General features: G+C 68.8%; 22 protein-coding genes and 1 tRNA gene. 14 read left to right on the top strand and 9 right to left on the bottom strand.

The genetic code is table 11. The annotated features are described in order from the left end of the window. Nucleotides 1-40 precede the first annotated feature (40 nt). Both pyk and ACPW96_RS10710 read left to right on the top strand, forming a co-directional pair. Nucleotides 41-1,489 carry a pyruvate kinase gene (pyk, locus tag ACPW96_RS10715; protein ID WP_425818251.1) on the top strand — a complete coding sequence of 483 codons (1,449 nt, stop codon included), beginning with the start codon at nt 41-43 and terminating at the stop codon, nt 1,487-1,489. Nucleotides 1,490-1,554: 65 nt separating this feature from the next. Continuing rightward, on the top strand, nt 1,555-2,721 hold the full coding sequence (locus ACPW96_RS10710; RefSeq protein ID WP_425883076.1) for a low temperature requirement protein A: 1,167 nt from the start codon (nt 1,555-1,557) through the stop codon (nt 2,719-2,721). Between the two features lie 76 nt (nt 2,722-2,797). Here ACPW96_RS10710 and ACPW96_RS10705 read toward each other — a convergent pair. Continuing rightward, a tRNA-Leu gene (locus ACPW96_RS10705) sits at nt 2,798-2,880 on the bottom strand. Between the two features lie 36 nt (nt 2,881-2,916). On the opposite strand from ACPW96_RS10705, the gene ACPW96_RS10700 reads away from it, so the two are divergent. After that, nucleotides 2,917-3,537 carry an ANTAR domain-containing response regulator gene (locus tag ACPW96_RS10700; protein WP_425818247.1) on the top strand — a complete coding sequence of 207 codons (621 nt, stop codon included), beginning with the start codon at nt 2,917-2,919 and terminating at the stop codon, nt 3,535-3,537. Nucleotides 3,538-3,580: 43 nt separating this feature from the next. Here the strand turns inward: ACPW96_RS10700 and ACPW96_RS10695 are convergent, their stop codons facing one another. Continuing rightward, entirely contained in the window at nt 3,581-4,027 is a 447-nt protein-coding gene (locus tag ACPW96_RS10695; RefSeq protein WP_425883074.1) for a PaaI family thioesterase, read from the bottom strand. Nucleotides 4,028-4,092: 65 nt separating this feature from the next. Between ACPW96_RS10695 and polA the strand changes: the two genes are divergently transcribed. Then, a complete protein-coding gene (gene polA, locus ACPW96_RS10690; RefSeq protein ID WP_425883072.1) occupies nt 4,093-6,732 on the top strand; it encodes a DNA polymerase I in 2,640 nt (879 codons plus the stop codon). Between the two features lie 88 nt (nt 6,733-6,820). Next, the gene (locus tag ACPW96_RS10685) at nt 6,821-8,497 is read left to right on the top strand and encodes a DUF885 domain-containing protein (protein ID WP_425883070.1); all 1,677 of its coding nucleotides are present in this window, start codon (nt 6,821-6,823) and stop codon (nt 8,495-8,497) included. Nucleotides 8,498-8,666: 169 nt separating this feature from the next. On the opposite strand, the gene ACPW96_RS10680 is transcribed toward ACPW96_RS10685, so the two are convergent. Further along, a complete protein-coding gene (locus ACPW96_RS10680; protein WP_425883069.1) occupies nt 8,667-9,287 on the bottom strand; it encodes a phosphoribosyltransferase in 621 nt (206 codons plus the stop codon). 89 nt (nt 9,288-9,376) lie between these two features. On the opposite strand from ACPW96_RS10680, the gene ACPW96_RS10675 reads away from it, so the two are divergent. The 3 genes from ACPW96_RS10675 to ACPW96_RS10665 are packed head-to-tail and all read left to right on the top strand — an operon-like array spanning nt 9,377 to nt 12,611. After that, on the top strand, nt 9,377-10,435 hold the full coding sequence (locus ACPW96_RS10675) for an LLM class flavin-dependent oxidoreductase (RefSeq protein ID WP_425883068.1): 1,059 nt from the start codon (nt 9,377-9,379) through the stop codon (nt 10,433-10,435). A 16-nt stretch (nt 10,436-10,451) separates the two neighbouring features. Next, the gene (locus ACPW96_RS10670; RefSeq protein WP_425818237.1) at nt 10,452-11,813 is read left to right on the top strand and encodes an MFS transporter; all 1,362 of its coding nucleotides are present in this window, start codon (nt 10,452-10,454) and stop codon (nt 11,811-11,813) included. 33 nt (nt 11,814-11,846) lie between these two features. Beyond that, nucleotides 11,847-12,611 carry an SGNH/GDSL hydrolase family protein gene (locus ACPW96_RS10665; RefSeq protein ID WP_425818235.1) on the top strand — a complete coding sequence of 255 codons (765 nt, stop codon included), beginning with the start codon at nt 11,847-11,849 and terminating at the stop codon, nt 12,609-12,611. On the opposite strand, the gene ACPW96_RS10660 is transcribed toward ACPW96_RS10665, so the two are convergent. From ACPW96_RS10660 to ACPW96_RS10645, 4 genes are all read right to left on the bottom strand, one after another. After that, on the bottom strand, nt 12,608-13,087 hold the full coding sequence (locus tag ACPW96_RS10660) for a hypothetical protein (RefSeq protein ID WP_425883067.1): 480 nt from the start codon (nt 13,085-13,087) through the stop codon (nt 12,608-12,610). The genes ACPW96_RS10665 and ACPW96_RS10660 overlap by 4 nt on opposite strands. 287 nt (nt 13,088-13,374) lie before the next feature. Continuing rightward, nucleotides 13,375-13,917 (bottom strand): hypothetical protein, encoded by a 543-nt coding sequence (locus ACPW96_RS10655; protein WP_425883065.1) that lies wholly within the window; start codon nt 13,915-13,917, stop codon nt 13,375-13,377. Between the two features lie 49 nt (nt 13,918-13,966). Continuing rightward, nucleotides 13,967-14,596, bottom strand: a complete 630-nt coding sequence (locus ACPW96_RS10650) for a GNAT family N-acetyltransferase (protein ID WP_425883064.1) — start codon at nt 14,594-14,596, stop codon at nt 13,967-13,969. Then, nucleotides 14,589-15,170 carry a dihydrofolate reductase family protein gene (locus ACPW96_RS10645; RefSeq protein ID WP_425818227.1) on the bottom strand — a complete coding sequence of 194 codons (582 nt, stop codon included), beginning with the start codon at nt 15,168-15,170 and terminating at the stop codon, nt 14,589-14,591. Before ACPW96_RS10645 ends, ACPW96_RS10650 begins: the two co-directional genes overlap by 8 nt. 73 nt (nt 15,171-15,243) lie before the next feature. On the opposite strand from ACPW96_RS10645, the gene ACPW96_RS10640 reads away from it, so the two are divergent. The 5 genes from ACPW96_RS10640 to helR all read left to right on the top strand — a co-directional run bounded on the left by ACPW96_RS10640 (nt 15,244) and on the right by helR (nt 19,118). Further along, a complete protein-coding gene (locus ACPW96_RS10640; RefSeq protein WP_425883062.1) occupies nt 15,244-15,606 on the top strand; it encodes an ArsR/SmtB family transcription factor in 363 nt (120 codons plus the stop codon). After that, nucleotides 15,603-16,073 carry an SRPBCC family protein gene (locus ACPW96_RS10635; protein WP_425883060.1) on the top strand — a complete coding sequence of 157 codons (471 nt, stop codon included), beginning with the start codon at nt 15,603-15,605 and terminating at the stop codon, nt 16,071-16,073. The genes ACPW96_RS10640 and ACPW96_RS10635 overlap by 4 nt, the downstream gene beginning before the upstream one ends. A 58-nt stretch (nt 16,074-16,131) precedes the next feature. Beyond that, nucleotides 16,132-16,377, top strand: a complete 246-nt coding sequence (locus ACPW96_RS10630; RefSeq protein ID WP_425883058.1) for a hypothetical protein — start codon at nt 16,132-16,134, stop codon at nt 16,375-16,377. Between the two features lie 131 nt (nt 16,378-16,508). Next, the gene (locus tag ACPW96_RS10625) at nt 16,509-16,772 is read left to right on the top strand and encodes a DUF6458 family protein (protein WP_425818219.1); all 264 of its coding nucleotides are present in this window, start codon (nt 16,509-16,511) and stop codon (nt 16,770-16,772) included. 183 nt (nt 16,773-16,955) lie between these two features. Continuing rightward, nucleotides 16,956-19,118, top strand: coding sequence for an RNA polymerase recycling motor ATPase HelR (gene helR / locus ACPW96_RS10620; RefSeq protein ID WP_425883057.1), 2,163 nt, complete (start codon nt 16,956-16,958; stop codon nt 19,116-19,118). 11 nt (nt 19,119-19,129) lie between these two features. Here the strand turns inward: helR and ACPW96_RS10615 are convergent, their stop codons facing one another. Then, complete coding sequence (locus ACPW96_RS10615) at nt 19,130-19,639, bottom strand: nucleotidyltransferase domain-containing protein (protein WP_425883056.1); 510 nt, start codon at nt 19,637-19,639, stop codon at nt 19,130-19,132. A gap of 116 nt (nt 19,640-19,755) precedes the next feature. Here ACPW96_RS10615 and ACPW96_RS10610 point away from each other — a divergent pair, with 116 nt between their 5' ends. Continuing rightward, nucleotides 19,756-19,983 (top strand): hypothetical protein, encoded by a 228-nt coding sequence (locus tag ACPW96_RS10610; RefSeq protein ID WP_425883055.1) that lies wholly within the window; start codon nt 19,756-19,758, stop codon nt 19,981-19,983. Between the two features lie 2 nt (nt 19,984-19,985). Here ACPW96_RS10610 and ACPW96_RS10605 read toward each other — a convergent pair whose 3' ends face one another. After that, nucleotides 19,986-21,212 (bottom strand): FAD-dependent monooxygenase, encoded by a 1,227-nt coding sequence (locus ACPW96_RS10605; RefSeq protein ID WP_425883053.1) that lies wholly within the window; start codon nt 21,210-21,212, stop codon nt 19,986-19,988. Nucleotides 21,213-21,289 lie beyond the last annotated feature (77 nt).

The raw sequence follows: 21,289 nt of genomic DNA, 5'->3' as shown, positions 1-21,289 counted from the left end.
ATCTCCCCCCACATCACCAACCGACTCGGAGCACATACGGATGAGACGCGCCAAGATCGTCGCCACCCTTGGGCCGGCCACATCGTCGTACGAGATGGTTCGCTCCATCATCGACGCCGGCGTGGACGTCGCCCGCATGAACCTCAGCCACGGCGACTACTCGGTGCACGAGGCGAACTTCGCCAACGTGCGTCGTGCGGCGGATGACGCGGGCCGGCCTGTGGCCGTGCTCGTCGACCTGCAGGGCCCGAAGATCCGCCTCGGCAAGTTCGCCGACGGACCGCACGATCTGCAGGTCGGCGACATCTTCAAGATCACCACCGATGACATCCAGGGCACCAAGGAGATCGTCTCGACGACCTTCAAGGGGCTGCCCGACGACGTGAATCCCGGCGACTTCCTGCTGATCGACGACGGCAAGGTGCGCGTCGAGGTCGTCGAGGTCGAGGACAGGGTCGTGACCACCAAGGTCATCGTGGCGGGCCCGGTGTCCAACAACAAGGGCATCAACCTGCCCGGCGTCGCGGTCAACGTGCCTGCTCTGTCCGACAAGGACGAGGCGGACCTGCGGTGGGGCCTGCGCATCGGCGCCGACCTGATCGCGCTCTCGTTCGTGCGGAGCGCGAAGGACGTGCAGCGCGTGCACGTCATCATGGCCGAGGAGGGACGTCACGTCCCGGTGATCGCCAAGATCGAGAAGCCGCAGGCGGTCGACAACCTCGAAGAGATCATCGACGCGTTCGACGGCATCATGGTCGCCCGTGGCGACCTCGGCGTCGAGCTGCCGCTCGAGGCCGTGCCGATCGTGCAGAAGCGCGCGGTGGAGCTCTGCCGGCGCATGGCCAAGCCGGTCATCGTCGCGACGCAGATGCTGGAGTCGATGATCGACAACCCCGTCCCCACCCGGGCCGAGACCAGCGACGTGGCCAACGCCGTGCTCGACGGTGCCGACGCGGTCATGCTCTCGGGCGAGACGAGCGTCGGCAAGTATCCGGTGGTCGTCGTCGAGACGATGGCGAGGATCGTCGCATCGACGGAGGACCACGGTCTCGAGCGCATCGCGAAGCTGACGACCAAGCCCCGCACCCAGGGCGGGGCGATCACGCTCGCCGCGATGGAGGTCGCGGAGTTCGTCGAGGCGAAGTACCTCTGCATCTTCACCGAGTCGGGCGACACCGCACGCCGGATGTCGCGTCTGCGGCCGCACATCCCCATGATCGGCTTCACCCCCGAGCCGGCGATCCGTCGCCGCATGGCCCTGACCTGGGGCATCCAGTCGGCCCTCGTCGAGCACGTCGCCCACACCGACCGCATGTTCATCCAGGTCGATGACTACTTCCTCTCGAACGACCTCGCCAAGGTCGGCGACAAGGTGGTCGTGATCTCCGGATCGCCCCCCGGAATCATCGGCTCCACCAACGACATCCGCATCCACAAGATCGGCGACGCCGTGCACGGCAAGGCCCCGGTCTACAAGCTCGACGCATAACCGGCCCCGCAGCCACCCAGGGCACGTCTCCCGCTCCGGCGGGGGACGTGCCCTATGCTGTCGCCGTGGATGACGCGCAGGCACCCGGTCGAAGCGGTCGCCGAGTCCATTGGCTGGAACTGTTCTTCGACCTGGTCATGGTCGCGTACATCGGCCAGATCGCCCATACGATGCACGGGGACCCCGGCTGGGTGCAGGCCGGCGCATTCTTCGGGCTCCTGGCCGCGGCGTGGTGGGCCTGGGTGAACGCCAGCCTCACCATGAACCTCTTCGGTGCGCGCGTGACGCCATCCATCTGGGTGTCCGTCACCATCGCGATGGTGGCGATCGGGGTGATGGCGGCCGCCGTCCCCGAAGCGTTCGGCGACCGTGCCGCTGCCTTCGCGATCGGCAACGCCGTCATCCGGATCGTGTGGTTCGCACCGTGGTTCGCCAAGCGGGAGAAGGTCGGCGTGCCGCTCTGGCGGCCCGTGCTCTACTCGATCGTGACGGCGGGTCTCTGGGTGGCGTCCATCTTCGTCCCACCGCCTTCGCAGTTCCTGCTGTGGGTGATGGCGGTGGCCATCGAGGTGGCGCTGCTGAGTGCGCTGGGGAGCCAGGCCGAGTGGCTGCGGGCGAGCCTGGACATCGACCACCTCGTCGAGCGGATCAGCCTGCTCGTCGTGATCGTGTTCGGCGAGTCGATCCTCTCGATCATCGCCGAGTTCGACGCACACTGGGCTCCGCTGCCCGCCGTCACGGCGGTGCTCGGGCTGCTGGCCGTCTCCGTGCTGGCGTGGATCTTCTTCGGCTACGGCGCCGTGGCCGCGGAGCGCGGACTGCGCGGCCTGCAGCTGCGGGGAAGCATCGGCGGGCTGCGGGACACCGTGATGTATCTGCCGTTCCTGCTCATCGCCGGCATCACGATGTTCGCCGCGGCGCTGGGGACGGCGGTGGCGGAGGCCGGGCATCACCTGCCCGCAGGGGCGGCGGTCTGCCTCGCCGCCGGCGTGTCGCTGTTCTTCCTCACGTGCGCCGCCGAGGCACTCCGCTACGGCGCCGCGAAGAGGGATGTGGTCCTCTGGGGACCGGCCGGCATCGTGCTCCCATGGGCGCTCGTGCCGATCGCGCAGTGGGTCGACGCGACGGCCGTCGTGGCGGCATCCGTCGTTCTTCTCGCCCTGCTGGCAGGCCTGAACGAGCTCAACGTGCGGCGGATGCGCGCCCGAGGGGCACTCGCCGCCGTCGGCTGAACGGATGCCGCGGCCGCGGGCTGCCGGCGGTCCGGGTGAAGGAGGAGGGCGCCCCGTGATGGGCGCCCTCATGCCGTACCGGTGGTGGGACTCGAACCCACACGCCCTCTCGGACAAAGCATTTTGAGTGCTCCGCGTCTGCCATTCCGCCACACCGGCCCGCGTTCGTTCTTGACCATACCGTAGGATTCAAGAGTGACTGAGCAAGAACAGAGCGATACCCCTACGACGCCCGCACCCCGCCGCGTGGTGGTCGCAGAAGACGAGTCGCTCATCCGTCTCGACATCGTGGAGATCCTCCGCGACAACGGATTCGATGTCGTCGGCGAGGCCGGAGACGGTGAGACGGCCGTGCAGCTCGCGACCGAGCTGCGCCCCGATCTCGTGATCATGGATGTCAAGATGCCGCAGCTCGACGGCATCAGCGCCGCCGAGAAGCTCAGCAAGAACCACATCGCCCCCGTCGTGCTGCTGACCGCCTTCAGCCAGAAGGAGCTCGTCGAGCGCGCCAGCGAGGCCGGCGCTCTGGCGTACGTCGTGAAGCCGTTCACGCCCAACGACCTGCTCCCCGCGATCGAGATCGCCCTCAGCCGTTACCAGCAGATCATCACGCTCGAGGCCGAGGTCGCCGACATGGTCGAGCGCTTCGAGACCCGCAAGCTCGTCGACCGCGCGAAGGGCCTGCTGAACGAGAAGATGGGCCTCACCGAGCCCGAGGCGTTCCGCTGGATCCAGAAGGCGTCGATGGACCGCCGTCTGACGATGCAGGATGTCGCCAAGGCGATCATCGAGCAGCTCGCGCCCAAGAAGGCGTAGCCCCCACCCGGCGGGGCCCGACTCGTGGGCCGCCGCGGCCGACTCAGACGGGCGCGTCCCGGATGATGTTGGTGATGCGGATCGTCGAGAGCCGGCGGCCCTGCTCGTCGCTCACGGTGATCTCGTGCACCGTCAGGCTGCGGCCGAGGTGAACGGGCGTACAGACCCCCGTCACGACGCCCGACGTCGCAGAGCGCGTGTGCGTGGCGTTGATGTCGACACCCACGGCGAGCCGGCCAGGACCGGCGTGCAGGTTGGCGGCCATGGAGCCGAGCGACTCGCCGAGCACGACGTACGCCCCGCCGTGCATGAGCCCCACGGGCTGCGTGTTCCCCTCGACGGGCAGCGTCGCCACACAGCGCTCCAGGGAGAACTCGAGGAACTCCATGCCCATCTTCTCGGCGAGGGCTCCCATGCCGCGACGGAAGGCCCATTCCATGCCGTTGACGGGCTCCGATCCGTCTCCGGGCGTCGGTGATGTGTCGGTCATGGCGGCACTCCAGAGGGCACGGCGGCGTGGGAATCGATGTCCCCACCCGTGGCTAGGCTGACATGGTGACGGACTCCGCAAAGCCTACCCTCCTCCTCGTCGACGGCCACTCGCTCGCTTATCGGGCGTTCTTCGCACTCCCCGTCGAGAACTTCTCCACGAAGGACGGGCAGCACACCAACGGCATCTACGGGTTCCTCTCCATGCTGATCAACCTGATCAAGGCCGAGAGGCCCACGCACATGGCGGTCGCCTTCGACACCTCCCGGCAGTCGTTCCGCAGCCGTGAGTACGCCGAGTACAAGGCCAACCGGTCCGAGAGCCCGTCGGAGTTCAAGGGCCAGGTCCCGATCCTTCAGGACTGCCTCGCCGCCATGAGCATCAAGGTGCTGCACAAGGAAGACGTCGAGGCCGACGACATCCTCGCGACGCTCGCCACCGAGGGCGAGGCCGCCGGATTCGATGTGCTGGTCTGCTCGGGAGACCGGGACACCCTTCAGCTGGTCAACGAGAACATCACGGTCCTCTACCCCAACGTGCAGGGCGTCTCCCAGCTCAAGCGCTACGACACCCAGGCCGTTCTCGACCGGTACGGGGTGCCGCCGGAGCAGTACCCCGACATCGCCGCTCTGGTCGGCGAGACGAGCGACAACCTGCCGGGTGTGCCGAAGGTCGGGGAGAAGACGGCGGTCAAGTGGCTCGGCCAGTTCGGCTCGCTCGACGCCCTGCTCGAGAACGCCGACAAGGTCACGGGCGTCGTCGGCAGCAATCTTCGCGAGCACCTCGACGACGTCCGGCGCAATCGCAGCCTCAACCGCCTGCTGCGCGACGTCGAGCTGCGGGTCTCCGTGGCCGACCTCGAAGTGCAGCCGATGGATGCGCAGGCCGTGCGCGACATCTTCGCGCGGCTGGAGTTCAAGACCCTGATCCCTCGGGTCGCCGAGCTCGCCGGCATCGAGCAGCAGATGGCAGCGGTGACATCGGCGGCTTCGGTTCCGATGCCCGTGCCGACCGAGCTGGCGCCGGGGGAGCTCCGCGCGTGGCTCGGCGACGCCGACGGTGAGGTCGGCGTCACGATCCTGGAGGCGGCCGGCCTGCCGTCTCGCATCGGCTTCGCCACGCCGGATGCCGCGGTCGAAGCCGCATGGACACCCGAGATCTCCGAGGCGCTCGCGGAGTGGCTCGCCTCCGACTCCCCGAAGATCTTCAGCGATGCCAAGCCCCAGGTGAAGGCGCTGCGCCGGGCAGGACTGCGCCTCGGCGGCCTGGCGTTCGACGCCATCCTCGCGGGCTGGCTGCTGCGTCCGAGCTTCCCCGACAGGAAGCTCGCCGACCTCGTCGACCGCTATCTCGACGAGAAGCTGCCCGAGTCCGACCCCACGCAGCTCGTTCCGGAGACGGAGGGAGCCACGCCCGGGCAGCTGTCGTGGTACACCCTGCGCGTCACCGCCGCGCTGCGCGCCGAGCTGGCAGAGAGCGTGTCGACGGTGCTCACCGACATCGAGCTGCCGACGCTGTCGACCCTCGCCGACATGGAGCTCGCTGGCGTGTCCGTGTCGCACGAGAAGCTCACCGACTTCTCCTCGACGCTCGCCGAACGCGCCGACGGGATCGCCCAGGAGGCGTATGCGGCGATCGGGCGCGAGGTCAACCTCGGCTCTCCCAAGCAGCTGCAGGAGGTGCTGTTCGAGGAGCTGCAGCTGCCCAAGACCCGCAAGACGAAGACGGGATACTCGACGGATGCCGCGGTCCTGGCCGATCTGCAGGAGGCGGCCCCGCATCCCTTCCTCGACCTGCTCCTGCAGCACCGCGAGGCCACGAAGCTTCGTCAGATCATCGAGTCGCTCGACGTCGCGATCGGCCCGGATCACCGCGTGCACACGACGTACCTGCAGACCGGCAGCCAGACGGGCCGTCTCTCGAGCACCGATCCGAACCTGCAGAACATCCCCATCCGCACCGAGGAGAGCCGCCGAATCCGATCCGCGTTCGAGGTGGGCGAGGGCTACGAGGCGCTGCTGACGGCCGACTACTCGCAGATCGAAATGCGCATCATGGCCCACCTCTCCGAAGACCCCGGACTGATCGAGGCCTTCAACAGCGGCGAAGACCTGCATCGTTTCGTCGGCGCACGCGTCTTCGGCGTCGAGCCGCGAGATGTCACGCCCGCCATGCGCACCAAGGTCAAGGCGATGTCGTACGGGCTCGTCTACGGCCTCTCGGCGTTCGGGCTGTCCAAGCAGCTGCGCATCGAGCAGACCGAGGCGAAGCAGCTCATGATGGAGTACTTCGCCCGCTTCGGGGCGGTCCGCGACTATCTCCGCTCCTCCGTGCAGAAGGCGAAGGTCGACGGCTACACCGAGACGATCTTCGGGCGCCGCCGGCCCTTCCCCGACCTCGCCAGCCCCAACCGCGTCCTCCGCGAGAACGCCGAGCGCGCGGCGTTGAACGCCCCGATCCAGGGCAGTGCGGCGGACATCATGAAGATCGCGCTGTTCCACATCCACGACTCCCTCCGCGAACAGGGCATGCGGTCGCGCGTGCTCATGCAGATCCACGATGAGCTGGTGGTGGAGGTGGCACCGGGGGAGTGGGATGCCGCCGAGAAGATCGTCCAGGAGCGGATGGGCGACGCGGCGAACCTCTCGGTTCCGCTGGACGTGCAGATCGGCCGGGGAATGGACTGGAACGAGGCCGCGCACTAGCCGAGCGGAGCCGCGCGACCGGATCCGATCGGGTTCATGTGAGTCGCCGACTGGATGGCACGCCGGTCCCGTGCATAGGCTCGACCTCATGACTGAATCACCCCGGACCCCCACGCCCGTCGACACGATCGCCGACGCGTGGGTCGACACCCTTGCAGAGCTCGACCCGTACCTCGCCACCTACATCGGCCGCTCGGAGTACAACGACCGCTACCCGGACTTCTCGCCCGACGGTCAGCAGCAGTTGGTGGACGCGGCGAGATCGACTCTCACCGCCCTCGACGGCGCGGTTCCCGTCGACGCGATCGACGAGGTCACCAAGGAGGACCTGGGACGCGAACTGCGGCTCGCGATCGAGACGCACGACGCCAAGTGGTACCTCCGCGACCTCAACGTGATCGCCTCGCCCGCCCAGGACCTCCGCGCCGCGTACGACATCATGCCGTCGGACACGGCCGATGACTGGTCCGTCATCGCGGCGCGACTCAAGGCTCTTCCGAGTGCGGTCGACGGCTACGTCGCCAGACTGCGCGAGGGCATCGCGCAGGGCGTCGTGCCCGCGCGCCGTCAGGTGTCCGAGGTCGTGACCCAGATCGGGCGGTACACGAGCGACACCGGCTTCTTCGCCGCGTTCGCCGCCGACGCCGCCCCGAAGGACGGTCAGCTGCCCGCATCGCTGGCTCGCGAGATCGCCGACAACTCCAACGCCGCCCGCGTCGCCTACGACGAACTCGCCTCGTTCCTCTCGAACGAACTCGCGCCCGAGGCGGGCGAGGAGGACGCCGTCGGCCGTGAGCTCTACGCTCTGCGCTCCCGCCGCTTCCTCGGGGCGACGATCGACCTCGACGAGACGTACGAGTGGGGCGTCGAGGAGCTCGCCCGCATGGTCGCCGAGCAGGAGTCCATCGCGAGGGAGATCAAGGCCGGGGCATCCGTCGAGGAGGCCGTGGCCTTCCTCGAGGCAGACCCGTCGCGCAAGCTGCATGGCACGAAGGCCCTGCAGGAGTGGATGCAGATCACGAGCGATCGCGCCGTCGAGGAGCTCGGCCGGACCCACTTCGACATCCCGGAGAAGATCCGAACGCTCGAGTGCATGATCGCTCCGACGCAGGAAGGCGGCATCTACTACACCGGCCCCACCGATGACTTCTCGCGTCCCGGCCGCATGTGGTGGTCGGTTCCCGAGGGCGTCACGGAGTTCGACACCTGGCGCGAGCTGACGACCGTCTACCACGAGGGCGTGCCGGGGCACCACCTTCAGATCGCGCAGGCGGTCTACAACCGCGGTGAGCTCAACTCATGGCGGCGCCTGGTCGCCGGCACCTCCGGTCACGCGGAGGGGTGGGCGCTCTACGCCGAGCGCCTGATGGAGCAGCTCGGCTACCTCGATGATCCGGCCGACCGGCTCGGGATGCTCGACGGCCAGCGGATGCGGGCCGCGCGCGTGGTGCTCGACATCGGCGTGCACCTGCGCAAGCCGCGCCTGGACGGCGAAGGCGCGTGGGACCACGACTACGCGCTGGCGTTCATGCGCCGAAACGTCAACATGTCGGACGAGTTCGTGCAGTTCGAGGTCAATCGCTACCTCGGGTGGCCGGGGCAGGCTCCGGCGTACAAGGTCGGCCAGCGCATCTGGGAGCAGGTGCGGGATGACTACGAGGCGGAGAAGGGCGAGGACTTCTCCATCAAGGAGTTCCACAAGCGGGCCCTCGACGTCGGCAGCGTCGGGCTGGACACCCTGCGGACGGCGCTTCTCAAGGGCTGAGTCCCGTCCGCGAACGCTGAGCCACACCCGCGGTCGCTGGGCCCCACCCGCGGTCGCTGAGCCGCACCCGCGGTCGCTGAGCCGCACCCGCGGTCGCTGAGCCGCACCCGCGGTCGCTGTGCCGCACCCGCGGTCGCTGAGCCTGCCGAAGCGCGACGCTTCGGCAGGCTCAGGCGTTGCGGAGCAGCCGCTCGACCTCGGCGTCCTCGGTCTGGGTGAAGTCGTCGTAGAACTGCCCGACCGCCCAGAAGTCCGGCTGAGGAGCGAGGCAGATGTATTCGTCGCAGACGTCCTGACCCGGTCGCCAGTTCGCCGGAGCCACGGGCGTCGCAAGCACCACGCTCGCAGCGCCGCGCGCCTTGAGGCTCTGGCAGGCGGCGATCGCCGTGGCGCCGGTGGCCACCCCGTCGTCGACGATGATCGCTGTCCGCCCGATGACGTCCAGGCGAGGCTGGCCGAAGCGCTCGATGCGCCGTCGCAGCTCGACCCGCTCCATATCCTCGACGAAGTTGAGCTGCTCCGGCGTCACTCCGGCGTTCTGCACCGCGCCGGGACTCACCACACGAACCCCGTCGGCGATCGCGCCGACGGCGAACTCCTGGTTGCTGGGAGCACCGAGCTTGCGGACCACCGCCACATCCAGGGGTCTCCCGAGTGCCCGCGCCACCTCTGCGGCGACGACGACGCCGCCTCGCGGGATGCCGCAGACGACCGCGTCCTGACCCCGCCACCTCTCCAGCACCTCTGCCAGACGGCGGCCTGCGTCCGCTCGATCGGCGAAGAGGCTCACGGTCACACGATACGCCGCCATATGCTGGCCGGGAATGTCACCGCCGAACACACGGTTGCATGCGAGTGAATAGAACAGGATGGTGCACCGTGAGCGGATCACGCACAGTAGACCTCGGCCTCGATACCTTCGGCGACGTGACGCAGGACGAGCAGGGCACGCCGATCAGCGACGCGGCGACGATCCGCAACGTCGTCGAGCAGGCGGTGCTCGCCGACCAGGTCGGACTCGCGTTCTTCGGAGTGGGGGAGCACCACCGGCCGGAGTTCGCGATCTCGAGCCCTGAGATCGTGCTCGCCGCCGCGGCGGCGCGTACGCGCGACATCCATCTGGGCACCGCCGTCACCGTGCTCTCCTCGGATGACCCGGTGCGCGTCTACGAGCGCTTCGCGACCCTGGATGCCGTGAGCGGCGGCCGCGCGGAGGTCATCCTCGGTCGCGGATCATTCATCGAATCGTTCCCGCTGTTCGGCTACGACCTGCGCGATTACGAGGTGCTGTTCGAGGAGAAGCTCGACCTCTTCACCCGCCTGCTCGAGGAGAAGCCCGTCACCTGGCAGGGCACGACCCGCGCGCCACTGGTGGACGCCGACGTCTTCCCGAAGACGGAGAACGGTCTGAAGGCGTGGATCGGCGTCGGCGGAACGCCTGAGTCCGTCGTGCGTGCCGCGCGCCACGGTCTCGGGCTGATGCTCGCGATCATCGGCGGGCCGGCCGGCCGCTTCCGGCCGTTCGTCGACCTCTACCACCGCTCCCTCGACTCCTTTCAGCGCGAGGAGCTCCCCGTCGGCATCCACTCGCCCGGCCACATCGCCGAGACGGACGCGCAGGCGTGGGAGGAGGCGTACCCGGGCTTCGAGTCGATGAACAACACGATCGGCCGGGAGCGCGGGTGGCCCCCGTACAGCCGGATGCGATTCCAGCACGACGTCGGACCCGAGGGCTCGATCTACGCCGGGTCGCCCGAGACGGTCGCGCGCAAGATCGCCGACACCGTCCGCACGCTCGGCGCCCAGCGGTTCGACATGAAGTTCTCGACCGGCACCCTCTCGCACGACAAGCTGATGCGCAGCATCGAGCTGTACGGCACGCGCGTCGCGCCGATGGTGGAGGAACTGCTGGCCGAGCAGCCCCGTCGCGTCTCCTGATCCGTACGATGGCGGGATGACGGATGCCCGGATGAAGGTCGCTGCGACGCGCTCGGAGCGGCTGGACCGACTGCCCTTCACCCGCCAGCACCTGAAGGTGCTGACGGGCTCGGGGATCGGCTGGGCCCTCGACGCGATGGATGTGGGGCTGATCTCCTTCATAATCGCGTCGCTGGCGGTGCAGTGGAGCCTCGAGCCGTCGCAGGCGTCGTGGATCGCGTCGATCGGCTTCGTCGGGATGGCGGTCGGCGCCAGCGTCGGCGGGCTGCTGGCCGATCGCATCGGCCGCCGCCAGGTCTTCGCCGTCACGCTCGTGATCTACGGGCTCGCGACCGGTGCGTCCGCCCTGGTCGGCGGGCTGGCCATGCTGCTGGTCCTGAGGTTTCTCGTGGGTCTCGGTCTCGGTGCCGAGCTTCCCGTCGCGTCGACGTACGTGAGCGAGCTGGCGCCGGCGCGCATGCGGGGGCGGCTGATCGTCATCCTCGAGGCTTTCTGGGCGGTGGGCTGGACCGCGGCCGCGCTGATCGGCTTCCTCGTCATCCCGAGTTCGCCCGATGGATGGCGCTGGGCCTTCGCGCTCGGGGCGCTGCCCGCCGCCTATGCGCTCGTGGTGCGCTGGGCCCTGCCCGAGTCGGCGCGGTGGCTGGAGCGACGCGGTCGTTCCGCCGACGCGGAGGCTGTCGTGCGGCGTTTCGAGGAGGCCGCAGGCGTCGAAGCACCGATCGACCCGGATGCCTCCGCCGAGGCATCCGTCGTCGCACCACCCCAGCCGAGCGCGGGCCAGCGCCTCGCTGCACTGTGGACCCGCGAGTTCCGGGTGCGGACGGCGTGCCTCTGGCTCGTGTGGTTCTGCGTGAACTTCTCCTATTACGGAGCGTTCATCTGGATCCCGACGATCCTCGTGGCGGCCGGGTACGACCTGGTTCGCTCCTTCGGGTTCACCCTGATCATCACGCTCGCCCAGCTGCCCGGATACGCCGTCGCCGCGTGGCTCATCGAGGTCTGGGGACGCCGCCTCACACTGTCGGTGTTCCTCGTCGGATCGGCGGTGGCGGCCGTGTTCTTCGGGACCGCGACGACCGAGGCGGCCGTCATCATCAGCGGGATGGCGCTGTCGTTCTTCAACCTCGGCGCGTGGGGCGCGTTGTACGCCGTCACGCCCGAGATGTACCCGACATCATTGCGGGCCACGGGGTCCGGGTGGGCGGCCGGCGTCGGGCGCATCGCCTCGATCGGCGCGCCGCTGTCTGTGCCGATCCTGCTCGCAGTCGGCGGTGCTCCGCTGCTCTTCGTGGTCTTCGCCGTCTTCTTCCTCGTCGCTGCCGGTGCGGCGTGGGGGCTGGTCGACAAGCGAGGACTCGCACTGGATGACCGCTGAGCCGGCGCCCGCTGACCCCCGTAGGGTGGGGGAGTGTCATCCGTTCGCTACGTCGCCATCGGCGACTCGTTCACCGAAGGAGTCGGCGACGAGCTTCCCGATGGGCGCACCCGAGGCTGGGCCGACATCGCCGCGCAGGGGTGGGCCGACGGCATCGGCGAGCCGATCGAGTATGCGAACCTGGCGATCCGGGGCAGGCTCGTCTGGCCCATCGTCGACCAGCAGCTCGAGCCCGCGCTCACGCTGAAGCCCACGCATCTCTCGTTCAACGGCGGCGGCAACGACATGCTGCGGCCGAAGGCGGACGTTCAGCGCATCGCCGACGCATTCACCCACGTGCTGCGCCGTTGCGACGAAGAGGGCGTGCGGCTCATCCTGCTGTCGGGCGCGAACCCCTCGGGACAGCTTCCGCTCGGCCGCGTCATGCAGCGACGTGGCGATCTGCTGACGGTCGCCGTCAACGATCGGATCGCCGACCGTCCCGACGTCATCCGTGCGCTGAACTGGCCTGATCGGGAGCTCGGCACGCCCCCGTTCTGGTCGGAGGACCGGTTGCACATGAATTCCCGTGGGCACCACCGTGTCGCGGCCCGAGTGCTGGATGCGCTCGGCGTGCCGCGGCCGGAGGAGTGGTGGTCGCTTCCCGAGCTTCCGGAGGTGGAGCGGCTGCGCCGGGCGCAGTACTACCGGGAGCACGTGGGGCCGTGGGTGCGCCGGCGACTCACCGGCACGTCGTCGGGTGATGGTCGCGAGCCCAAGTACGGGTCGTGGACGACGCTGGAGCCGACGGCCGCTTAGCAGCCCGGTCCGGTGGGATTCTCGATGCAGGTCCTGTCCACCAGTCCGGTGTGCACCTCGACCACGCGGACGTCGTAGCCTCCGGTGGTCGCCTCCACGAATCCGGGCACCGGTCGCCAATTGCCGGTGCCGAAGTCGACGGATGCCGAGTACAGCACGGTGACCGACACGGGGTACGTTCCGCGGGTGCGGTAGACATGGCTCGTGTCGGTAGGCGTGAAGTCCGCCTGCCCAAGCGCGGCCCAGCTGGTCCCGCCCGTTCCGCTCGTGCGGGTGGAGCCGTCTCCATAGGCGAACCGGAAGCCGGCAGGCACGAACCGCACCGTCACGGCGAAGTCGAAGAGCGTGCCGGCGATGCGCTGCTCGGATGCCGCGGCCACGACGTTCGTCGGCATCCCCAGCACCCCGAGCCCGGCGGGCTCGCCCGACAGCTCCGGCTTCGCCGGCACGAACGATGCGATGTCGGCCAGAGTCACGTCTGGGAGTGTCACGACGGTGTAGTTGCCACGACATCCGATGACCGGCGGGCAGACCTCTTCGGGTTCCGGCGCAGAATCCGCCTTCGCATCCGGGTTCGAGGGGCGATTCGATGGACCGCCGTCGGGACGGGATGATCCCGGGCTGTTCAGTGACCCGCCGATGTCGACTTGGTCGCCTGAATTCGAGACTTCACACGATCCGGTCCAACCCAGTCGATCGCAATCGTCGGCCCAAGCCGGAGTCTCGACGACTGCAAGTAATACGACCAGCGCCGCGGCGGCAGCTACTCGGAGCCACACGTCGGATCGCCCTCGCGCCCTTCGATCTCGGACACGAGCCATCCGTCTGGCGCACTCCGCGATGCATCCAGGTGGATCGTCATTGAATGCACGTCGCCGCGGTCGTCGCTGACGACTGAGGCACCCTCAGAGTCGAGGACGCGCACATCCGACACAACCAGGCAGATCGAGAGTTGCAAACTGTCCGGCAACCCTTCCTGTGCGCCATCCTCGATGACTGTCGGTATCGAATCGCCCGCGACGGCCCAGCCGTCCGCGTGCATCTGCGAGAACGACTCGCGGGCCGCGGCGTTCGCTTCTCCGGTCGTCAACGCGAACACCGGCTCGAACGTCTCCGGGTCACTGAGGTCCACCTGGTTCACGGCATCCACGTACGCCCGATAGGTCTCCTCGGCCGCGGCGAACGCCTCGTCCTCGGACACGAACGCCGGCGTCGTCTCGGCAGGCGCTGGCTCTCCGACACAGCCGCTGAGGAGCCCGGCGACCACCGCGAGGGTCACGAGGGTTCCGAATCGGCGAGAAGTCACCCGACTACGGTAATCCGCCGGCCTCGAAGCTCCGGAAGTTATCCACAGCTCACGGCTCTGCGCGGGAGTACTCGGACCCCGACCTCGTGCGCGCGAGCACACCATGGTCGACCATGTGCCGCCGCAGCAGCGCGACGTCGTTCGTGAGGCCGCTCAGCCGTTCGTTGAGCGCCCGTTCCGACAGCACCTCACCGGGGGAGAAGGTACGGTCGGCCACCCACGCGAGCAGTTCCCGCAGCTCGGCCGCTCTCACGGGGAACCGGTCGATACGACCATCCGCGTCGACGAATCGCCCCGGTCCGGATCGCGGCCGCCGCGGACCCGGGGCCGCCCGCTCCCAGTGCTCCGACCCTGTGGCGTCGCTCCCGGACGCCGAGAATCCGGCCGACGCCGCAACCGCCGCCGCGGCCCGGTTGTCGGGGTCCAACGTGATGCGAAGCGTCTGGGCATCCGGCCACGCCCGCAGCCCGAGGAACTGCCCGAGGGCCGCCGTGGCCACCCCTCGTCCGCGCCGCGCCTCGGTGACGAACAGACGGACATCGATGCGCCCTCCGAGGCGATCCGCCTCCAGTGAACCGACGTCCTCGCCGTCGGCCGTCAGCGCCCAGATCCGGTGGTCCGAACTTGTCGCGTCGTCGCGTTGCTCGAGCGATACGCGAACACGCGACCGCTCAGCCATCGGCCGGGTGCACCGAGTAGGTGAGCTCCGCGAACTGACCGACCTGCCGCAGCTTCTCGAGCTTCAGGCGGGGCCACTCGAGTCGTCGGGGGAGGAGCGGCCGACCCGACTCGAGAGTGGCCGGGGCGATCGTGACGAGCAGTTCATCGAGCAGCCCGGCATCCGCGAACTGCCCCGCGAGGTCACCCCCGCCGACCACCCAGACGTCCTTTCCTCCGGCCGCTTCGACGATCGAGGGCCAGGCGTCCACCACGGATCCCGAGACGAATCGCACGTCGGCACCCGGAACGGCCGGCAGCGTACGCGAGGTGAAGACGAAGGTCGGACGGGCACCGTAGTACTCCGGCCACTTCTCCGGCTGGTCGACGAGATTTTCGTGCGCGAGCACCCACTCGTATGTCGTGGATCCCTGGACGAGCACTCCCACGTCGGAGAGGAAGCTCTGGATCCCGTTCTCTTCGCCGCCCTCGCCCCCTTCGCCGCCCGGTACGGCGAACAGCCAGGAAAGCGAGTCGGCATCGTCCGCCAGGAATCCGTTCAACGTCGTGGCGGTGTAGAAGATGGTGCGTGGCATGAATTCACGGTAATCAGCGCCTCCGACATCCGCATCATTGAACTTTCTGGTTCAGTGTCGTATAGTGAACCTTATGGTTCAGCAATTAGCGCTCGACGCGACGTTCGCGGCCTTGGCCGACTCGACGCGGCGGGAGATCCTCGCGCGTCTGGGTGAGGGACCCGCCTCGATCACCGAACTGGCCGCGCCCGCCGGCATGACGCTCACGGGCATGAAGAAGCACGTGCAGGTGCTCGAGGATGCCGGCCTCGTCGTCACCGAAAAGGTCGGTCGTAGCCGGCAGTGCCGGCTGGGCACCGAGCGATTGGACGACGCCATGGCCTGGATCACGTTCTACCAGAAGCTCTGGGAGCGCCGCCTCGACGGACTGGAGGCATACTTCACGCTTCGCACGAATCAGAACACCAACACCACCACGAACGGAGAATCGGAATGACACAGGAAAGCCCGGCGCGCGACGCCGAGACCATCGAGATGCGGATGACGCGGGTCATCCCCGCGAGCCCGGATGCCGTCTTCGACGCCTACACGGATGCCGAGAAGCAGAAGGTCTGGTTCACCATCCTGGATGAGCGGCCCGGGATCGTCGAGGTCACCACCGACCTCCGCGTCGGGGGAGTGCAGACGGCCGTGTGGGGTCCCGATGAGAACACGCTGTTCCGCGAGACGCAGACCTTCCTCGAGATCGACCGCCCTCATCGCCTGGTGACGGAATCGGTCGGCAGCAGCCCCGACGGGATGACGATGACGACGCGCATCGAGATCACCTTCGCCGAGCAGGGGAGCGGCACCCTCGTCACCGTCCTGCAGTCGGGCTTCCCCGTTCCCGAGGTCCGTGACTTCTTCGAGACCGACGTCTGGGTCGGCGCGTTCGATCGCATCGAAGCGTACCTGACCCGGTAGCAGTCGCCGCTGCCAACGGAGCAACCCATGGTTCACCGCGGTGCCGGTGGGCGTCGGGATGACGATCGCGGCGCTGCTGCCGGTGGCCTGGCGATGGGTCACCCCGACGGCCCTGGTGCTGACGGTGATCGCCGGTCTCGGCTCGATCGTCGCCATGCCTCTGCAGACCGATCTGGATGCCGCGAGCGCGCTCGCCCTGTCGCTCTGCCACGTCGCGGTGACCGTGGTGACGTGCGCCGGGCTGATGCGACTGCACGCCATACGGCAGTCGGCCACCCATCGAGAGGTCCGGATGCGGGCGTAGCGGTGTGTGCAAATCGTTGTCAACGGGCTACCGCGTTCGCCGCCGGCGCGGGATTATGGTGGCGTTGCGGCGGCCGAGACCCGGCGCGCCGCAGGTGGTCTCGCCCGCGAGCCGCCGGAAGGAGAAACATCGTGAGTATCGGCACAGGAGTCGTCCTCTTCGTCATCGGGGCGATCCTCGCATTCGCAGTCAATGTCGAGGTCAGCTACGTCAACCTCGATCTGATCGGCTACATCCTGATGGGCGCGGGCGTGGTCGTCTTCGTCATCGGACTCGTGCTCATGCTGCGCAAGCGCCAGAGCGTGGCGACCTCGCACACGAGCGTCGACCCGGTCAGCGGTGACCGCGTGACCCGCCAGGCCACCAGCCGCACGGACGACCCGCCCGTCGTCTGAGCCTCGTTCGGCGAAGCCGCCGGCATCCCACGGATGCCGGCGGCTTCGGCGTGTGCGGCGCGGTCGGCGAGGGGGTGTCCCGGAAACACGAAAGGAAGGGAGAAACTCTCCCTTCCACTCTCAATCTATAGCGCGACCGGGGGCTTGCGGCAAGACCCCGGTCGTGGCGCAGACTCGTTGATCGTGACTCTCACCGCCGGCGCATTCCGCCTTCCCGACCGTCTCGCCGCCAAGGCCGATCCCGCGCTGATCGCGGACGATGAACAACGCTTCGCGACGATCGCCGAGACCCTCGAGCACTCGATCGCTGACCTCTCCGACCGCGTCGATGCCGTCCGCCTGGCACCGGGCGGCGTGGGGCAGCAGGCGATGGACCGCGACATCCAGATCCACCAGCTCACCGCACGACTGCGTCTGCTGCGCCGCTTCGGGCTCGATGTGTGCCTCGGACGGATGGTCCGAGCGGATGATCCGGAGCCGCTGTACGTCGGGCGGTTCGGCCTCACGGACGAGAACGGCGCTCGTCTGCTGATCGATTGGCGCTCGCCCGCGGCCGAACCGTTCTTCGGTGCCACCCACGCGAACCCGATGGGCCTGACGAGCCGGCGGCGATATCGCTGGACCGGCGGCCGGATCAGCGATTACTGGGACGAGGTCTTCAGCCCCGACGGTCTCGAAGGTCACGCGGCCCTCGACGATCAGTCGGCCTTCATCGCCAGCCTGGGGAGCAGCCGGTCGACCCGGATGCGCGATGTGCTGAGCACGATCCAGGCCGACCAGGATGCCATCATTCGGGCCGGCTCCCGAGGCGCCCTCGTCGTCGACGGCGGACCCGGTACGGGAAAGACCGTCGTGGCCCTGCACCGCGCGGCCTACCTCTTGTACTCCGAGCCGAGGCTCACCCGAGGGGGAGGCGGGGTGCTCTTCGTGGGTCCGAGTCCTGCGTACCTCGCCTATGTGGACGACGTGCTGCCGAGCCTCGGAGAGGAGGCGGTGCACATCTGCACCCTGCGAGACCTCGTGGCAGAAGGGGCGACGGCACAGCCGGAGCCGGATGCTGACGTGGCGCGCCTCAAGTCGTCCGGCGAGGTCGAGAGGGCGATCGAGGCGGCGGTCGCCCATCACGAGCGTCCGCCGTCGAGGGGCCTGCTGGTCGAGACGCCCTGGGCGGACCTCTGGCTGAGCGCCGCCGAGTGGGCCGAGGCGTTCGACGCCGCCGACCCCGGCACACCGCACAACGAGGCGCGGGACCAGGTGTGGGGGGCCCTGCTGGACATCCTCACCGATCAGCTCGACGACGCCGGCGTGCCACCGAAGCTGCTGCGCCGCGAGCTGGCGCAGAACGAGGAACTGACCACGACCTTCACCAACGCCTGGCCACTGCTCGACCCGGCGGGCGTCGTCGGCGAGTTGTGGTCGGTTCCCGCCTACCTCGCGGCCTGTGCGCCGTGGCTGAGTGCCGCCGAGGTGTCGGCGCTGCAACGGCGACACCCCGCGGCATGGACGGTCTCCGACCTTCCGTTCCTGGATGCCGCCCGGCGGCGGGTCGGCGACCCGGAGGCTTCCAGGCGCCGACGCCGCGAAGAAGCCGCGGCCGCTGCAGAGCGCGACCGGATGGCGGACGTCGTGGCGGATCTCATCGCGTCGGATGACTCCGAGATGCTCGTGATGTCGATGCTGCGGGGGGAGGACCTGCAGAACGCCCTGGCGAACGAATCCACTCTGCCGCGGACCGAGCCGGAGGTGCTCGCCGGGCCGTTCGCGCACATCATCGTCGACGAAGCCCAGGAGCTCACGGACGCGGAATGGCGGATGCTGTTAGGCCGATGCCCCTCCCGCAGTTTCACGATCGTGGGGGATCGGGCGCAGGCGCGACACGGCTTCGCGGAATCGTGGGAGGAGCGGCTGCGCAGGATCGGGGTCGACCGCGTCGAGCTCGCGTCCCTCAGCATCAACTACCGCACGCCCGAAGAGATCATGGCCGAAGCGGAGCCGGTCATCCGGGCGGCGCTTCCCGACGCAAATGTGCCGACCCCGATCCGACGCAGCGGCATCCCCGTGCTGCACGCGCCGGCCTCCGAGCTGCCGGCTCTCATCGAGAACTGGCTGGCGACGCACGCGGAGGGCATCGCCTGCGTCATCGGCGACACGAGCCTCCCGGAGACCACACGGGTCCGGTCGCTGACGCCGGAGCTGTCGAAGGGCCTCGAGTTCGACCTCGTCGTGGTCGTCGATCCGGATCGGTTCGGCACGGGAATCGAGGGAGCGGTGGATCGCTACGTCGCGATGACCCGAGCTACGCAGCAGCTCGTGGTGGTGGAGTCCGCCGGAGGAGGCCACAGGTGAGCCGGCGAAGGTCACCCGGCCTGTCCACGACCGCGGGCCAGCTCCATCAGCAGCGCGACATCGTGCACATCGACGGGTCGCGGTGCGTATCCCTCCCGAAACCGCAGCTGCTGATCCACCGAGAGGCACGGGATCGGCACGCCCTCGATCGTGCCGATGGTGAAGCCATCCGCGGCGTAGTGGAAGCTCCCGCCGCCGAGTCCGGTCTGCACTCCGCTGCCGTCAGCACCGAATGCGACGGGATGGATGTCCACCACGCGCCCGTCCGCTGCCGTGAGCTCCAGTCGCGAAGGCGCCCAGTCGACGGTGACGGAGAAGCCGTCGCGGTCGAGGAGGTCGAGGAGGCCCATGAGGTGCACGCTGTCCACGGCAAGATCGAGGTCGCCGTGCTCGCGCGTCTGCCGGCCGACCAGCGCGTCGACGGCCCAACCGCCGCCCGCCCACGCCCGGATGCCCGCTGCACGGAACGATCCGAAAAGTGCGACGACCTCGCCGCCGGACATCATCGGCTCTCCAGACATGGGGCGACGGGTGATGAACTCACGCGTGAAACGTATCGCGACCCACCCAGGAGCGTCTCCACCGCCCAACGCACTGCGGCCTTTCCGTCGGCTGCGCAGGGTGACAGGCTCGCGGTATGGAGATCATCGAGTGGTGGCCGAAGATCGACCCCACCGCAAAGGAATGGCTGGTCACCCACAACGGGGAAGCCGTCGCCCCGGACGTGTTGACCAAGATCGTCGCGGCCGGCGGCTCGCTCACCTCGGACGCACGGTGGATCGGCGAAGAGGGACCGGACGGGTTCTACCTCTCCGACGAGGCGATCGACTGGATCGAGGCGACCGCGAACGGCGAAAAGGCCTGAGGTCACCCGCCCGTTTGAGGCTGCTTCGCGGCGGCCCCCTCGACCGGTCGCTCCCAGGGGATCTCGTGGTTGTAGAGCCAGTCGTTGCGGGTGTCGTCGGCGGCGTTCTTCAGGAAGCGAGGCATCATCCAGTCCCGGATGGCGATGCCCAGACGGCTCTTGGTCACCCGCTTCTGCGCGTCGATGCGGCGCGCGTAGCGGACCACCGCCTCCGCCCGCGGCGCGCGAACGGCCTGGTAGTCCGCGAAGGCGGTGGCGCGGTCCGGTCGATCGCGCAGGCACCGCGCCAGGGTGATCGCATCCTCCAGCGCGAGCGACGCGCCCTGCCCGGAACTGGGGGAGGCCGCGTGCACCGCATCACCGACGGCCACGACGCGCCCCCGGCTCCAGGAGCGCACACCGGCCAAATGGTAGATCGGGTACCCGGTCAGCTCTTCGTCGGTGCCGGCCAGGATCTGCGGCACCGGACTCGGATCGTCCGAGTGCAGGTCACGCAGTTCGATCAGCCACTCCGCGCTCGAGACGCCCGTGAGCGACCCTCGGGGCGGCTCGGGCATCGTCAGGTTCGCGAACCAGTACGCGGTGCCGTCGTGCCGCACCAGATAGCCGAAGAATGAGCGCGCCCCGAAGACGAAGTGCTGGGCGTCGGGCGTCGCTTGGAGCCCGTCGATCCGCGCGATCCCGCCCGTGCCGACGAGTCCCGAGTAGCGGGGGACCGGTGCCGACGGATCGATCCAGCGCCGGGTGAGGGAATGGATGCCGTCGGCCCCGATGAGGATGTCGCCCTCCGCGGTGCTTCCATCGGCGAAGCGCGCGTGCACAGAGGTCGGCGTCTCCTCGATGGAGGCCAGGCGCGCGCCGGAGCGGAACGGGATGCCGGCGGCCGTCGCGGCCTCGCGGATCACCTGGTGCAGCCAGGCTCGCCGCACGATGACGCTGCCTCGCTCAAGGTCGCGGGCGGGACCGTTGGGCACTTCGCCGAGGGTGCGCCCGGTTCCGCTGAGCATCACCATGCGCGACGCCCTGTGTGCATCTGTCAGCAGGCGCTCCCGCAGCCCGAGCTGTGCGAGCACCGCGAGGCCGTTGGTCGCGACGTTGAGGAAGAGCCCGCCGTACGGGTCGGGGGAGTCGGCGGCTTCGAACACTTCGACATCCCACCCGGCCCGCGTGAGGAAGAGGGCGGTGGCCGGACCCGCGATGCCGGCGCCGATGACGAGTGCTCTGGGCATGAGCGAAGAACCTTTGCTAGTGTGGAGTGAGCTGGAGACTCTCGCATATGGAGCCTCTCGTATTTGGAGAGAATAGC

This window comes from Micromonospora sp. DT81.3 (assembly GCF_049847225.1).
Classification (GTDB): Bacteria; Actinomycetota; Actinomycetes; order Actinomycetales; family Microbacteriaceae; genus Microbacterium.
Note: the sequence above shows the minus strand (reverse complement) of the source record. Positions and strands in the feature narration are given on the sequence as shown.

Excerpts from the sequence above, each read along its gene's own strand:
- ACPW96_RS10670 (WP_425818237.1), top strand. The coding sequence starts at position 10,452 with ATGACGGATGCCCGGATGAAGGTCGCTGCGACGCGCTCGGAGCGGCTG.
- ACPW96_RS10640 (WP_425883062.1), top strand. The coding sequence starts at position 15,244 with ATGGTTCAGCAATTAGCGCTCGACGCGACGTTCGCGGCCTTGGCCGAC.
- ACPW96_RS10685 (WP_425883070.1), top strand. The coding sequence starts at position 6,821 with ATGACTGAATCACCCCGGACCCCCACGCCCGTCGACACGATCGCCGAC.
- ACPW96_RS10630 (WP_425883058.1), top strand. The coding sequence starts at position 16,132 with ATGACGATCGCGGCGCTGCTGCCGGTGGCCTGGCGATGGGTCACCCCG.
- ACPW96_RS10695 (WP_425883074.1), bottom strand. The coding sequence starts at position 4,027 with ATGACCGACACATCACCGACGCCCGGAGACGGATCGGAGCCCGTCAAC.
- ACPW96_RS10645 (WP_425818227.1), bottom strand. The coding sequence starts at position 15,170 with ATGCCACGCACCATCTTCTACACCGCCACGACGTTGAACGGATTCCTG.
- ACPW96_RS10635 (WP_425883060.1), top strand. The coding sequence starts at position 15,603 with ATGACACAGGAAAGCCCGGCGCGCGACGCCGAGACCATCGAGATGCGG.
- ACPW96_RS10650 (WP_425883064.1), bottom strand. The coding sequence starts at position 14,596 with ATGGCTGAGCGGTCGCGTGTTCGCGTATCGCTCGAGCAACGCGACGAC.
- pyk (WP_425818251.1), top strand. The coding sequence starts at position 41 with ATGAGACGCGCCAAGATCGTCGCCACCCTTGGGCCGGCCACATCGTCG.
- ACPW96_RS10610 (WP_425883055.1), top strand. The coding sequence starts at position 19,756 with ATGGAGATCATCGAGTGGTGGCCGAAGATCGACCCCACCGCAAAGGAA.
- ACPW96_RS10605 (WP_425883053.1), bottom strand. The coding sequence starts at position 21,212 with ATGCCCAGAGCACTCGTCATCGGCGCCGGCATCGCGGGTCCGGCCACC.
- ACPW96_RS10615 (WP_425883056.1), bottom strand. The coding sequence starts at position 19,639 with ATGTCTGGAGAGCCGATGATGTCCGGCGGCGAGGTCGTCGCACTTTTC.